Below are 13790 nucleotides of genomic sequence, written 5' to 3' on the forward strand. Positions count from 1 at the left end.
GTGCCCGTCATGTCCAATCCCCTCGAAGACCCGTTTTACTACCTGCATAACTTCCAGCAAGTGCTCGACTGGCTGGAGCAGCGCTATGCCGATGTGCTGGACGATGAAGAGCAGCGCTTCATTACGCAGTTCGCCCAGCTGCCGCAACCGGCCCAGGCGTTACTGGTGCGCATGGTGATGCGCAAGGGCCTGCATTTTCGGGCGAGCAAGCTCAATTACCTCGAGATCGGCCCGATCGACGTGGCCGTGCAGCCACTGTTGGCTCACGGTTGGGTGAATGAGCAGGGCCTGCTGGCGCTTGATGAGGTGTGGGGGCAACTGCAAAAAGGCGAGGTGCTGCAAGCGTTCAAGCCGTGGATCGAGCAGCCCAGGGGCAAGAAGTCCGATTGGCTGCCCGGTTTATCCAGCCAATTTACCGAGCCGCGGACGTTTGCGCAGTGGTGTCCGCAGTTGGACGACCGGCTGTACAGCCTTACGGTGATGGACCTGTGTGACCGCCTGCGGCTGATGTTTTTCGGCAACCTGTACCAGGACTGGTCGGAGTTTGTACTGGCGGACCTGGGGATCTACACCTACGAAAAGGTTGAGTTCTGTGCCGAGTCCCGTGGCCTGCGCCATCGCGACGATGTGTCTGGCCTGCTGTTCCTGCACCAATGCCAGCAGGCCTTCGAGGCCGGTGAACCGTTGGCGGAGGTGCTGGCGCAGATCGCCACGCTGACCACTGATAACCCCTGGCTGGAAAAGCGCCGGGCCAAGCTGCTGTTCCAGGTCGGCCAGCATTGCGAACGGGTCGCCGAACTGGCCCTGGCCGAGGCGATCTACCGCGATTGTGCCTACCCCGGCGCGCGTGCACGGCTGATCCGGGTGCTGGAGCGTCAAGAGGCGTTCGCCCAGGCCATGGACCTGGCCCTGGAGGCCCAGGCAGCGCCCCACAGTGCGGCCGAGCAGCAGCACCTGTTGCGGGTGCTGCCGCGGTTGCGGCGCAAGCTGGGCGAACCGGCGCTGCCCAAGGCCAACCCCCCGGTGATCCAGCGCCTGGACCTGGAACTGCCATTCCCGCAACCGCTGGCCGCCGTGGAGTTCTGCGTGCAGGCGCACCTGGGAGATGACGCGGGGCCGGTGCACTACGTCGAAAACACCCTGATCAACTCGCTGTTCGGCCTGTTGTGCTGGCCAGCGATCTTCGCGCCGTTGCCCGGCTCGTTTTTTCACCCGTTCCAGCGCGGGCCGGTGGACTTGCACAGTGAGGACTTCCAGCAGCGCCGCGCCGAACTGTTTGCCGCCTGCCTGGATCAACTGCACGACCAGCGCTACAAGACCACGATCCGCCAGCGCTACGCCGAAAAATGGGGGATCCAGTCACCCTTTGTGTTCTGGAATGTATTGAGCGAAGAGTTGCTCGAGCAGGCCCTCGATTGCCTGCCCGCCGAGCACCTGCGGCACTGGTTCGACCGCCTGTTGCTGGATATCCGCGCCAACCGCGCCGGGATGCCGGACCTGATCCAGTTCTGGCCGGCGCAAAAAACCTATCGCATGATCGAAGTCAAAGGCCCGGGCGACCGCCTGCAGGACAACCAATTGCGCTGGCTGGAGTTCTGTGGCGAGCACGAGATGCCGGTCACCGTCTGTTATGTCCGCTGGGCGGAGCAGGGCGCTTGAGTTATACGGTCGCCGTGCGGGCATTGTGCGAGTTCACGGCCAAGGTCGGTGACCTCGACCTGCGGTTTACCCCTTCGCCCAGTGCCCAGGAAGGCATGCTCGGCCACCGCACGGTGGCGTCCCGCCGAAGCGCGCATTACCAGAGTGAGGTGGCCCTGGAAGGGGGCTACCAACAGCTGAGCGTGCGCGGCCGCGCCGATGGTTATGATCCGGATCGCAACGTGCTGGAAGAGGTCAAGACCTACCGTGGCGACCTGGATGCCCAGCCGGCCAACCACCGGCAACTGCACTGGGCCCAGGCCAAGGTCTATGGCTGGCTGATGTGCAGCAAGCTGGGGTTGCCTGAGATCGGGCTGGCGCTGGTGTATTTCGATATCGTCAGCGAGCGCGAAACCGTGATCAACCAGCTGTGCCCTGCGGATGAACTGGAGAAGTTCTTCAATCAGCAGTGCGCGCTGTTTCTCGGTTGGGCCGACCAGCAGGCGCAGCAGCGCCAGGCCCGTGACACCGCAACCAGGGCCCTGGCCTTTCCCCACGCGGACTTTCGCCTGGGCCAGCGCACCCTCGCCGAGTCGGTGTACAAGGCCGTCAGTACCGGGCGCTGCCTGATGGCGCAGGCACCCACGGGGATCGGCAAAACCATTGGCACGGTGTTTCCGATGCTCAAGGCCCTGGCACCACAACAGTTGGACAAGCTGTTCTTTCTCACGGCCAAGACCCCCGGCCGCAAACTGGCGCTGGACGCGGTGCGAGTGCTGCACGCCAGCGCCGACCTGCCATTGCGGGTGCTGGAGCTGGTGGCGCGGGACAAGGCCTGCGAACACCTGGACAAAGCCTGTCACGGTGATTCCTGCCCACTGGCCAAAGGCTTTTATGATCGCCTGCCCGCCGCGCGCGAGGCCGCAGCCAAGGTGCGCCTGCTGGATCAACCCACGCTGCGCGAGGTGGCACTGGCCCATGAGGTGTGCCCGTATTACCTGAGCCAGGAGATGGCGCGTTGGTGCGACATGGTGGTCGCCGACTACAACTATTACTTCGATTTTGGCGCGATGCTGTTTGGCCTCGCCCAACTCAACCAATGGCGGGTCGCGGTGCTGGTGGACGAGGCCCATAACCTGGTGGAGCGGGGCCGGGCGATGTACAGCGCCGACCTTGATCAATTTGCCCTGAAGAGCGTGCGCGATAGCGCCCCAGAGCCTTTGCACAAGCCATTGCAGCGGCTCAACCGTGAATGGAATGCGCTGCACAAGGAACAGGTCACGGTGTACCAGGCCTATGCCAGCAAACCGGACAAGCTGTTGCAGGCCCTGGCCCTGTGCACCAGCGCCATGGGCGAGTATTTCAACGACCACCCGCAGGCGCTCACGGGCGAACTGCAAAGCTTTTACTTCGAGGCCTTGCAGTTCGCCAAGGTGGCGGAGCTGTTCAACGAGCAGTTTATTTTTGATATCAGCCAGCGCGACCCGCTGGCCAAGCGCCGCTTCTCGCGCTTGAGCCTGCGCAACGTGGTGCCGGCCGAATTTATCCGTCCACGTTTGACCGCAGCCCGCAGCAGCGTGCTGTTTTCCGCGACCCTGAGCCCCCGGCATTACTACGCCGACCTGCTGGGGTTGCCGGCGGATACCGCGTGGATTGACGTCGAATCACCGTTCGAGGCCGCGCAGTTGCAGGTGCGCATCATCGATCGCATCTCCACGCGGTTTGTGCATCGCCAGGCGTCTCTGGAGCCCATCGTGGCGTTGATCGCCGAGCAATTTGCGCGTACCCCGGGCAACTACCTGGCGTTTTTCAGCAGTTTCGATTACCAGCAGCAAGTGGCGCAATTACTGGCCGAGCGGCATCCGGCGATCCCGACCTGGCATCAATCACGGGGCATGGCCGAGGCCGAGCGCCAGGCCTTCCTTGAGCAGTTCACCCAGCATAGCCAGGGCGTGGGGTTTGCCGTGCTGGGCGGGGCGTTCGGCGAGGGTATCGACCTGCCGGGGGCGCGTCTGATCGGGGCCTTTATCGCCACCCTGGGCCTGGCGCAGCTTAATCCGGTCAACGAGCAGATGAAGCTGCGCATGGGCGCGATCTTCGGTTCGGGGTATGACTACACCTACCTGTATCCCGGGATCCAGAAGGTGGTGCAGGCGGCCGGCCGGGTTATTCGCACCCAGCAGGACCAGGGGGTAGTGATGCTGATTGATGACCGTTTTGCCGAGCCCAAGGTGCGGCCACTGCTGCCGCGCTGGTGGTCGGTGACCTGAGGTATTTGCCCGATCAATGATGCTGGCGCAGGCCGTGCTGCTGGGGCAGTCTGCAGCAGTCCCTCTGATGGAGCCGCGTGATGAGTGCTATCGAGCAACAGACGATCCAGGTCAACGGTATTCAATTGAGCCTGCATATCGCCGGCCCCGAGACCGGCCCGCCGGTGTGGTTGCTCCATGGCTTTCCCGAGTGTTGGCACTCCTGGCGACTGCAGATACCGGCGCTGGCGGCAGCCGGCTATCGGGTGTTCGTCCCACAAATGCGCGGCTACGGGCCAAGCAGTGCCCCTGCAGACATTGCTGACTACGACCTGTTGACCCTGTGCGCAGATATCCAGGGCGCCATGGACCTGTTCGGGCATCGTCGGGTGGCGATGGTCGGCCATGACTGGGGCGCCGTGGTGGCCTGGCACCTGGCCTTGCTGGAACCGCAGCGCATCCGCGCCCTGGTCACAATGTCGGTGCCCTTTGCCGGTCGCTCCCGCAGGCCGGTGATCGAGATCATGCGCGAGCTGTACGCCGAGCGGTTCAACTACATCCTGTACTTCCAGGAGCCCGGCGTGGCCGAACAGGAGCTGGAAGCGGACATCGAACGCACCTTGCGCCTGTTTATGCAGGACCAGGATGTATTCCTGCAGCAAAAGCCGGCCACGGCGACCTTGCTCGAGGGTGTCGCGCTGCCGGGCGCCTTGCCGGCCTGGTGCAGCCAGCACGACCTGGAGATCTATGTGCAAACCTTCGCCCAGGGTTTTCGCGGGCCGTTGAACTGGTACCGCAACTTCGAGCGCAACTGGCAGCGCACCGAGTTCCTGGCCGGGCGGCAAGTGTTACAACCGACGCTGTTCCTGATCGGCGACCGCGATCCGGTGGGGGTATTCGAGGCACATACGCTCAAGCGCATGCCCGAGGTGGTACCGCAGTTGGAACAGCAGGTACTGGCCAACTGCGGGCACTGGATCCAGGTGGAGCAAGGGGCGCAGGTCAACGCCCGGTTGCTGGAGTTCCTCGGGCGTTGAGTATCAACCCTTGGCCTTGGCCAGGAACGGCGCCAGGCGCCGGCCCATTTCTTCACCGAGAGCCTGTAGCCCGCTCAGGGGGCGGACCATCACCTCAAACTCGATGATCTGCCCCTGTTCGTTGAAGCGGATCAGGTCGATACCCTTGAGCTGCTTGTCGCCCACCCGCGCGCTGAACTCCAGCACCACACTGTGCCCGTCGGCGCTGGCCAGTTCGCGGTGGTACTGGAAGTCTTCAAACACGGTAAACACGGTGTTGAGGATCATCGACACCACGGGCGCGCCGGGGTAGGGCGTATGCGCCATGGGCGAGCGAAACACCGCCTCCGGCGCCAGCAGTTCGGGCAGGGCTTTGAGATCGGCAGTGGCCAGCATGGTGTGCCAGCGTTTTAGGGTATGGGCGGCCGGGGTGGCTAATTGCAGAGCGTCGGACATGGTCTGTACCTGTTCTTATGAGTGTCGAACAACCATAAGAGCAGCCGCGAGGTGGGATCAATGATCCAAACTGACAGTTATATGTCTGGAGCAAACACCACACCTGTGGGAGCGGGCTTGTCGGGTCGCCGCATCGCTGCGATGGCGGTGTACCGGCCAATACATTTATCGACTGATACACCGCCATCGCAGGCAAGCCAGCTCCCACAGGGGAATGCAGCTTCGCACCCCGGCTTTGCTGTTGCTCTGCTTTTGATCTGGCTTTTGATCTTGATCTCAGGCGCCCCGTTAAACCACGATGGCCGCAGGCAGGTATTGCGCAGTGGGCACCCCGGCATGGATGCCGGGGTAGCCGCGACACGGCCATGGATGGCCGATCGCGGCGGGCCCACGGAGCAATGCCTGACTGCGGGCATGCCGAGCCTAGGCGAGGCACCGAGTGGTGGGGCAAGAGCCCTTTTGGTTACTTTTGGGGCTCTTTTCCAAAAGTGACCCGCTGTAAGAGCGGAACCAATAGCCGCCATAACCGCAGCAACGGATATGTACACAAACCCAAGAAACACTAAAAAATAGATACCTATGGCTATAACGGACCCACCTCTACAGCGGGATATGGGGGGTCAAACCACCTCCAGGTAGGAACTGTGGATCGCCCGCGCCAGTTCGCGCACGGTGTCGATAAATTCGGTCAGCCGGCTGTGCAAGCCTTCTTCGAGAATCTCATCAATACCGGTGTAACGCAGCCGCGCCTCAAACTCGGCCGCCAAGCGCTGGGCCGTACGGCCGTAACTGCCCGGCAGGTCGGCGAGGATATGGCTCAACTCCTCGATACATGCATGCAACGAGCGCGGTACGTCGCTGCGCAACAGCAGCAGTTCCGACACCGAACGCGCATTCAGCGCATTGGGGTACAGCTCGGTGTAGGCCTCGAACGACGACAAGGCACGCAGCAGGGCGCTCCACTGGTAGTAGCCGCGGGCGGACAGGTCGCTGACTTCTTCGGACTCTTCGCCAAACATCTCGTAGCGTGCATCCAGCAGGCGTAGGGTGTTGTCGGCGCGCTCGACAAAGGTGCCCAGGCGGATAAACCGATAGGCATCGTTGCGCATGATGGTGCCGGACGTGGCCCCTCGGAACAGGTGCGAGCGTTGCTTGACCCAGTCACAGAAGTGGCTGATGCCATGGCGCGCCAGGCCGCCGGCGGCGATGCTGCGCATTTCCAGCCAGGTGGCGTTGAGGTTTTCCCACATGTCGGCGGTGATCCGCCCACGTACCGCATGGGCATTGCCCCGGGCGGCGCGCAGGCAGTTGTAGATACTGGCCGGGTTTTCTTCGTCGAGGGCGAAGAAGTGCAACATGCGCTCGGCGTCCAGTTGTTGATGGCGCTCCAGGTAGCTGTCGAGGGTGCCACTGCTGAGCAGCGACATCGCCAGTTCGTCCAGGCCATCATTGCGCCCGGCCTGGGGCATCAGCGACAGCGAGTAGCTGACCTCCAGCATGCGCGCCAGGTTTTCCGCGCGTTCCAGGTAGCGCGACATCCAATACAGATCTGCGGCGGTTCTACTCAGCATACTCAGCCCTCCACCACCCAGGTGTCCTTGGTTCCGCCGCCTTGCGACGAGTTGACGATCAATGAGCCTTCACGCAATGCCACCCGGGTCAGGCCGCCTGGCACCAGGCGGGTTTCCTTGCCCGACAGCACAAACGGACGCAGGTCGATATGCCGTGGCGCGATGCCGTTTTCGACAAAGGTCGGGCAGGTCGACAGGCTCAAGGTTGGCTGGGCGATATAGGCATGGGGCCGGGCCTTGATGCGTTGGCGGAAGTCCTCGATCTCGGCCGCCGAGGCGGCTGGGCCCACCAGCATGCCGTAGCCGCCGGAGCCCTGGGTTTCCTTGACCACCAGCTCGGGCAGGTGCGCCAGTACATGGGACAGTTCTTCAGGCTTGCGGCACTGGAACGTCGGCACGTTTTGCAACACCGGTTCTTCATCCAGATAGAAGCGAATCATCTCCGGCACATAGGGGTAGATGGATTTGTCGTCGGCCACCCCGGTGCCGATGGCATTGGCCAGTACCACATTGCCGGCGCAGTAGGCGGCCACCAGGCCAGGCACGCCGAGCATGGATTCGGGGTTGAAGGCCTGGGGGTCGAGGAAGGCATCGTCGATGCGCCGGTAGATCACATCCACGGCTTTCGGGCCGTCGGTGGTGCGCATGAACACCTTGAGGTCGTGCACGAACAGGTCGGCGCCTTCGACCAGCTCCACCCCCATTTCCCGGGCCAGGAACGCATGTTCGAAGAACGCGCTGTTAAAGCGCCCCGGGGTCAGCACCACGACATTGGGGTTGTCCAGGCGGCTGGCGCTTTTCAGGGTCTTGAGCAGCAGGTTGGGGTAGTGATCCACCGGCGCGATGCGCTGCTTGGCAAACACTTCCGGGAACAGGCGCATCATCATCTTGCGGTCTTCGAGCATGTAGCTCACGCCGCTGGGGGTGCGCAGGTTGTCTTCGAGGACGTAGTAGGTGCCATCGCCATCGCGCACCAGGTCGACACCGGAGATATGGGAGTAGATATTGCGGTGCAGGTCCAGGCCGACCATGGCCTTCTGATAGCCTTCATTGCCCAGCACCTGGTCGGCGGGAATGATCCCGGCCTTGATAATGCGCTGGTCGTGGTAGATATCGGCGAGGAACATGTTCAACGCATTGACCCGCTGGATACAGCCGCGTTCGATCACGCTCCATTCACTGGCGGGGATGCTGCGCGGGATGATATCGAAGGGGATCAGGCGCTCGGTGTCCTGCTCGTCACCGTACAGGGTGAAGGTGATGCCGGCGCGGTGGAACAGCAGGTCGGCCTCACGGCGGCGCTGGGCCAGCAGTTCCGGCGGGGTGTTGGCCAGCCAGCGGGAAAAATCCTGGTAGTGCGCACGGCATACGCCGTTTGCGTCATTCATCTCATCAAAGAAAGATCGAGCCATTCCAATTACCTTGTCAGTGCCGGGTGAAAGGCTGCAGGCACTGCCGCTTTAGAAAACGCATTGTTATGAGCCCGTGGCTTTTGGCGCCAACGGACCGGGTCCTTACTTTCTTTTGGAGTCGGCTCTGAGTCGGGGGGTAACAGTTGCTCCTGTGTTCACCTGGGCAGGCAGGGGATTACAGGAGTAAAGCAATGGCTGTGCCGGAACCGCGTTTATGGGGATTACACGGTGTATCAGCCCGTTACTGGAGCAGCCTGCGCAAGTGCAGTGCGTGATATGCGCAGTCTGTGCTCTATAACGGTGCAGGCGATTGACCTGAACTTCGGCGATGGGCGGTTCTTCTAAGGAGATTAAGCACTCTGAGGATCAACGATTGTGCCCAGAATCATCTCCCCGCACAGCCCGGAATCGGCGCTGACTGACCACACCGAACACAACGCCAAGATTTTCGGTTCGCCCAAGGACCGACTGGACTTCTATCGCCGGGAAATCCAGTACGAAACCACCATCCTCGCCAACCGCACCGATGCCTACCTGACGGCGCAGTCGTTTTTGGTGATTGCCTTTGTGTCGTGCATGGGCAACCTCAACCCGGAGTGGGGCAAGCTGTTTACCCTGGTGGTTCCGCTGCTGTTGTCGATGCTCGGGGTGTTCAGCTCGCTCAATGCCTGGCCGGGCATCCGCGCAGCCTACGACATCATTGACCACTGGCACTTCAAGCAAAGCGAGTTGTTGCGCAGCGAGCCGGTGATGGGCATGGCATACGATGAGTCACCGCTGTTCTGCGAGACCGAGTCGTCGCACAAGGGTTATCGCAAGTCGTTGCTGTTTTCGGTGCGCACGCCGTGGTTGTTCATGGTGTTCTGGATACTGCTGGCGGCGTTTGCGTTCTATATCCAGGTGGACAATCCGGGGGCGTGACCATTGATCAGTACAGGTCATCCGGACTGAACTTCATCCACCAGTGCGGCACCTTAACCTTACACCATCGGATAAAGAGGTTCCCATGAGCACCCGTCACAGCCCAGACCCACACGTCAGCGGCAGGAACGATCCGGCCATCGATGACGAGACTCGCCAAGTGCCCGCTCCCGGCACCGCAGCCGCCGCCCCCAAGGACCCACAACCCGCCACCGACAAGGTGGCCAGGGACAATGAGTACAGCCCGGACTTCAAGCCAGAGCGCGAGCCCAAGCCGCAGACCGACGCTGACATTGATACCCCGGGCGGCTAAGGCCATGCACATTCCAGCCGAAGAGGAACCGATCAATGATCCGGGCAATGAAGACCCCGGATCGTTGATGGATGATGCGCAAGTGCCGCTGATTGAGGAGGATGAGGTGGCGGACGAGGGCAGTGCTGGTGCCTAGCGTCAGCGCCGCATCAGCTAGCCAGCTTGTTATGTGATCCAAAGCGAGAGGAGCGTGCATCAACCCTGGCATCACCCACCTGCCAACGGCGGCAGCCGGCGCTTGACCGGGGTTTTCTTGACGATGGCGGTGTTGGTTTCGGCATAGCCGTTGAGGCGGTCAAGCAAGGTGTCCAACTGATCCATGGTGCGCACGTGCAGCCGCGCGATAAAGCAGTCGTCGCCGGTCACCTTGTCACACTCGGTGAATTCCGGGATCGCCTGGATCTGCCGTTCAACCTCCTGCAATTGGCCGGGCAGGGGGCGGATGCGCACGATGGCTTGCAGCAAGTAGCCAAAATGTTTGGGGTCGACCTCCACGGTATAGCCCTTCAGCACCCCGCGCTCCTCCAGGCGGCGCAAGCGTTCGCCGACACTGGGTGAGGACAGGCCGGTTATGCCGGCCAAGGTCTTGAGCGAGCAACGCGAGTCGTCCATCAAGGCAGCGAGCAGTTGCTGGTCGATAACGTCAATCATGCTGGGCTCCTTAGGTGAACCTGAATTTTTGCCTAATAAGAATAGGCAAACACCGCCATTGGCCTTTCTCAGGCGCTGGAGCCTGATCGACGCAGATTGCCATAATTTAGCCTCATTCGAGGAGCTTAATCATGGACAAATCCATACGTCGCGGCTCATGGGAAATGGTTGGCGCCATGCTGATCTCCGGCACGATCGGCTGGTTTGTGCTGGTGTCTGGGGTGCCGGTCATTGAGGTGGTGTTCTGGCGTTGCGTCATTGGCGCCTTGACCTTGTTGCTGGTGTGCTGGCACCTGGGGTATCTGCGCAGTGCCTGGTTGAGTTATTCGACACTCGGCTGGGCCATGTTGAGCGGCGTGGCCATCGTGGGTAACTGGCTGTTGCTGTTTGCGTCCTATTCAAAAGCGTCGATTGCCATCAGCACGGCGGTCTATAACGTTCAGCCATTTATGCTGGTGATTCTCGCGGCGCTGTTGCTTGGCGAGAAAATCACCGTACAGAAGCTGGCGTGGCTGAGCGTGTCATTCATGGGCATGTTGGCTATCGTCACCGCCCATGGCGAGCAGCAGGGCAGCGGTGATCAATACCTGTGGGGCGTGGCCCAGGCGCTGGGCGCGGCTCTTTTGTATGCCATCGCTGCACTGATTATCAAGCGCCTGAAGGCTGTGCCGCCCCATCTGCTGGCGCTGATTCAAGTGAGTACCGGTGCGGTGCTGTTGGTGCCACTGGTTTCATGGCACAGCCTTTCAGCACCGGTTGATGCCTGGGCGGCGCTGTTGACACTGGGTATGGTGCACACCGGCCTGATGTATGTGCTGCTGTATGGCGCGATCCAAAAACTGCCGACGGCATTGACTGGGGCGTTGTCGTTCATCTACCCGATTGCGGCGATCCTGGTTGATTGGATGGCCTATGGGCATCGTCTGGGTTGGACGCAATGGCTGGGTGTTGCGGCGATTCTGCTGGCGGCGGCGGGGTTGCAGCGGGGATGGTGGTGGCACTGGAAGTCGGATGTTTCGCCCTCTCATGCTAAGCGCCCCTTGTAGGAGCCAGCCAAAGCCAGCTCCTACAGAGGGGGACTCAGTGCGGTGCGCGGGGAATGGTCTTGAGCAAGTCCGCCGGGCTGATATGCCCCACGACTTGCTGTTGCACACCACTGCCCGGCAGCGGCAGATCGAGGATATGCCCCTTGATCTTGCCCACCACATGCATTTCGCACGGTTTGCAGTCGAATTTCAGGGTCAGTACTTCATCGCCGTGAATCAACTGCATCGGTGCGACCTTGGTGCGTACGCCGGTCACGCCCTTGGCCTGCTTGGGGCACAGGTTGAAGGAGAAACGCAGGCAGTGCTTGGTGATCATCACCGGCACTTCACCGGTTTCTTCGTGGGCCTCGTAGGCCGCATCGATCAACTTCACGCCATGGCGATGGTAGAAGTCGCGGGCCTTCTGGTTGTAGACGTTGGCCAGGAACGACAGGTGCGACTCCGGGTACACCGGCGGCGGTGTGGTTTCGGCCTTGCGACCACCACGGGGGTGGGCCTCGACACGCGCAACCGTCAGCGCTTCGATTAAGTCGCGGCGCAGGGCCTTGAGTTGCGAGTTGGGAATGAAAAACGCCTGGGGGGCGTCCAGCTCGATTGCGGTGGCGTGATACTGGGTGGTGCCCAGTTGGCCAAGCAGGTCGCGCAAGGTGTCCAGCGCCTGTTCCGGCTTGTTGGCCACGCCGAACGGGCCGGGCAGGGTGGTGCTGACACTCACGCCTTCTTCACTGGTGGCGGTCAGTTGCAATTGGTCTTCGCGCAGGGTGGCCTGCCACGACACGCCAACCCGCCGCTCGGCGGAGGTCTTGAGCAACGCTTGCTGCCAGTTATGGTCGAGGTTGCGGTTGAGCGGGTGATTCGGTCGTAGTTGGTGCAGGCCCGCCGGCATTTCGTTGGGCTCGACACGGTAGCGGTAGCGCTTTTCGCCGTCTTCTTCGAACTCACCTTTAGGCTCGGCGATATTGGCGCGAAAACCCACGACTTCACGCTTGATCAGCACGTTGAGGCCATCGCCATTGGACAGCGGCTCATGGGTGATCACCTGCAAGTCGCGCTTGCCGGCTTTTTCCACCACGCCTACCGGCAGGCCGGTAAAGGTTGGGGTGTCGAAGGCGCCGATATCAATCTTGCGGTCACTGACGAAGTAGTCGGTGCTGCCACGGTGGAAGGTTTTTTCCGGGTCTGGCAGGAAGAAATGCGCGGTACGCCCGCTGGAAGCGCGAGCCAGGTCCGGGCGGTCTTCGAGGATCTCGTCCAGGCGCTGGCGGTAATAGGCGGTGATGTTCTTCACATAACCCATGTCTTTGTAGCGGCCCTCGATCTTGAACGAGCGCACGCCGGCGTCTACCAAAGCGCGCAGGTTGGCGCTCTGGTTGTTGTCTTTCATCGACAGCAGGTGCTTTTCAAAGGCCACGACGCGGCCCTGGTCATCCTTGAGGGTGTAGGGCAGGCGGCAGGCCTGGGAGCAGTCGCCACGGTTGGCGCTGCGGCCATTTTGCGCGTGGGAAATATTGCATTGCCCGGAGAACGCTACGCACAACGCGCCATGGATGAAGAACTCGATGGCGGCATCGGTTTCATCGGCAATCGCGCGGATTTCCTGGAGGTTCAGCTCGCGGGCCAGCACCAGTTGGGAGAACCCGGCCTGGTCGAGGAACTTGGCCCGGTTCAAGGTGCGGATGTCGGTCTGGGTGCTGGCATGCAGCTCGATGGGCGGGATATCCAGCTCCATCACCCCCAGGTCCTGGACGATCAGCGCATCAACGCCGGCATCGTACAACTGGTGGATCAGCTTGCGGGCCGGCTCCAGTTCGTCGTCGTGCAGGATGGTGTTGATGGTGGTGAACACCCGGGCGTGGTAACGATGGGCGAATTCCACCAGTTGGGCGATCTCGCTCACGTCGTTGCAGGCGTTGTGGCGCGCACCGAAGCTTGGGCCGCCGATGTACACGGCGTCGGCGCCGTGCAGGATGGCCTCGCGCGCGATGGCGACATCGCGGGCAGGGCTGAGCAATTCCAGATGATGCTTGGGCAAGGACATAGTTTTTTTAGTCAGGCTTGTCACGGTTGAGGCGCGCATTGTAGCCGTGAATCGCCTGGCGGGCACCCGCTGGATGCCCAATGACGCGCCGGGCTCAGCCCTTGGCGGCCATCGCCGTGACTTCAACCCGCATGCCTTCGACCGCCAACGACGCCACGCCAACCGCCGCGCGTACCGGCCAGGGTTTGGCGAAGAAGCGCTTGTACACCTCGTTGAATGCGGCGCGGTCGGCCATGTCAGTGAGGTAGATGGTCAAGTGCATGACCCGGTCCATGCTGCTGCCGGCGCGTTCGAGGGCGACTTTGAGGGCTTGCAGGGTGCATTCGCTTTGCGCAGTGACATCGCCCAATTCCAGGCTGCCATCGGCGCGTACCGGGATTTGTGTGGAGACCAGGATGCCGTTGAAGCCGATGACGTCGGAGGAAATCGAATCCGGGTCGAGGTCGGGGGTGAAGCTGAGGTCGTGGTTGCTCATGGGG

At 61.8% G+C, this 13790-nt stretch carries 13 protein-coding genes; 7 read left to right on the forward strand and 6 right to left on the reverse strand.

What is annotated here, in order from left to right:
* Positions 1-9: 9 nt before the first annotated feature.
* The 3 genes from HBR94_RS12710 to HBR94_RS12720 all read left to right on the forward strand — a co-directional run bounded on the left by HBR94_RS12710 (position 10) and on the right by HBR94_RS12720 (position 4924).
* Positions 10-1659, forward strand: coding sequence for a VRR-NUC domain-containing protein (locus HBR94_RS12710; RefSeq protein ID WP_170044906.1), 1650 nt, complete (start codon positions 10-12; stop codon positions 1657-1659).
* Positions 1656-3908, forward strand: a complete 2253-nt coding sequence (locus tag HBR94_RS12715; protein ID WP_170044907.1) for an ATP-dependent DNA helicase — start codon at positions 1656-1658, stop codon at positions 3906-3908. Before HBR94_RS12710 ends, HBR94_RS12715 begins: the two co-directional genes overlap by 4 nt.
* Positions 3909-3988: 80 nt before the next feature.
* Positions 3989-4924 (forward strand): alpha/beta hydrolase, encoded by a 936-nt coding sequence (locus tag HBR94_RS12720; protein ID WP_170044908.1) that lies wholly within the window; start codon positions 3989-3991, stop codon positions 4922-4924.
* Between the two features lie 3 nt (positions 4925-4927).
* Here the strand turns inward: HBR94_RS12720 and HBR94_RS12725 are convergent, their stop codons facing one another.
* The 3 genes from HBR94_RS12725 to HBR94_RS12735 form a co-directional block, all read right to left on the reverse strand.
* Positions 4928-5359: a nuclear transport factor 2 family protein gene (locus HBR94_RS12725; RefSeq protein WP_057444786.1), complete on the reverse strand. Its 432-nt coding sequence runs from the start codon at positions 5357-5359 to the stop codon at positions 4928-4930.
* A gap of 620 nt (positions 5360-5979) precedes the next feature.
* A complete protein-coding gene (locus tag HBR94_RS12730) occupies positions 5980-6930 on the reverse strand; it encodes an alpha-E domain-containing protein (RefSeq protein ID WP_170044909.1) in 951 nt (316 codons plus the stop codon).
* A 2-nt stretch (positions 6931-6932) separates the two neighbouring features.
* Complete coding sequence (locus HBR94_RS12735) at positions 6933-8342, reverse strand: circularly permuted type 2 ATP-grasp protein (protein WP_057959664.1); 1410 nt, start codon at positions 8340-8342, stop codon at positions 6933-6935.
* A 375-nt stretch (positions 8343-8717) separates the two neighbouring features.
* Between HBR94_RS12735 and HBR94_RS12740 the strand changes: the two genes are divergently transcribed.
* From HBR94_RS12740 to HBR94_RS28680, 3 genes are all read left to right on the forward strand, one after another.
* A complete protein-coding gene (locus HBR94_RS12740) occupies positions 8718-9263 on the forward strand; it encodes a hypothetical protein (protein ID WP_057438464.1) in 546 nt (181 codons plus the stop codon).
* 85 nt (positions 9264-9348) lie between these two features.
* Positions 9349-9576, forward strand: coding sequence for a hypothetical protein (locus HBR94_RS12745; RefSeq protein WP_081044249.1), 228 nt, complete (start codon positions 9349-9351; stop codon positions 9574-9576).
* Between the two features lie 4 nt (positions 9577-9580).
* Positions 9581-9712, forward strand: a complete 132-nt coding sequence (locus tag HBR94_RS28680; protein WP_262383389.1) for a hypothetical protein — start codon at positions 9581-9583, stop codon at positions 9710-9712.
* Positions 9713-9783: 71 nt separating this feature from the next.
* On the opposite strand, the gene HBR94_RS12750 is transcribed toward HBR94_RS28680, so the two are convergent.
* Entirely contained in the window at positions 9784-10227 is a 444-nt protein-coding gene (locus HBR94_RS12750; protein ID WP_057438466.1) for an Lrp/AsnC family transcriptional regulator, read from the reverse strand.
* 131 nt (positions 10228-10358) lie between these two features.
* Here HBR94_RS12750 and HBR94_RS12755 point away from each other — a divergent pair, with 131 nt between their 5' ends.
* Complete coding sequence (locus HBR94_RS12755; RefSeq protein WP_170044910.1) at positions 10359-11273, forward strand: DMT family transporter; 915 nt, start codon at positions 10359-10361, stop codon at positions 11271-11273.
* Between the two features lie 34 nt (positions 11274-11307).
* Here the strand turns inward: HBR94_RS12755 and HBR94_RS12760 are convergent, their stop codons facing one another.
* Positions 11308-13311 carry a U32 family peptidase gene (locus HBR94_RS12760; protein WP_170044911.1) on the reverse strand — a complete coding sequence of 668 codons (2004 nt, stop codon included), beginning with the start codon at positions 13309-13311 and terminating at the stop codon, positions 11308-11310.
* A 94-nt stretch (positions 13312-13405) separates the two neighbouring features.
* Positions 13406-13786 carry a RidA family protein gene (locus HBR94_RS12765; RefSeq protein WP_057438469.1) on the reverse strand — a complete coding sequence of 127 codons (381 nt, stop codon included), beginning with the start codon at positions 13784-13786 and terminating at the stop codon, positions 13406-13408.
* Positions 13787-13790: the final 4 nt, after the last annotated feature.

The sequence above is a fragment of the Pseudomonas sp. WS 5412 genome, from assembly GCF_012985615.1.
In the GTDB taxonomy this organism is placed as follows: domain Bacteria; phylum Pseudomonadota; class Gammaproteobacteria; order Pseudomonadales; family Pseudomonadaceae; genus Aquipseudomonas; species Aquipseudomonas shahriarae.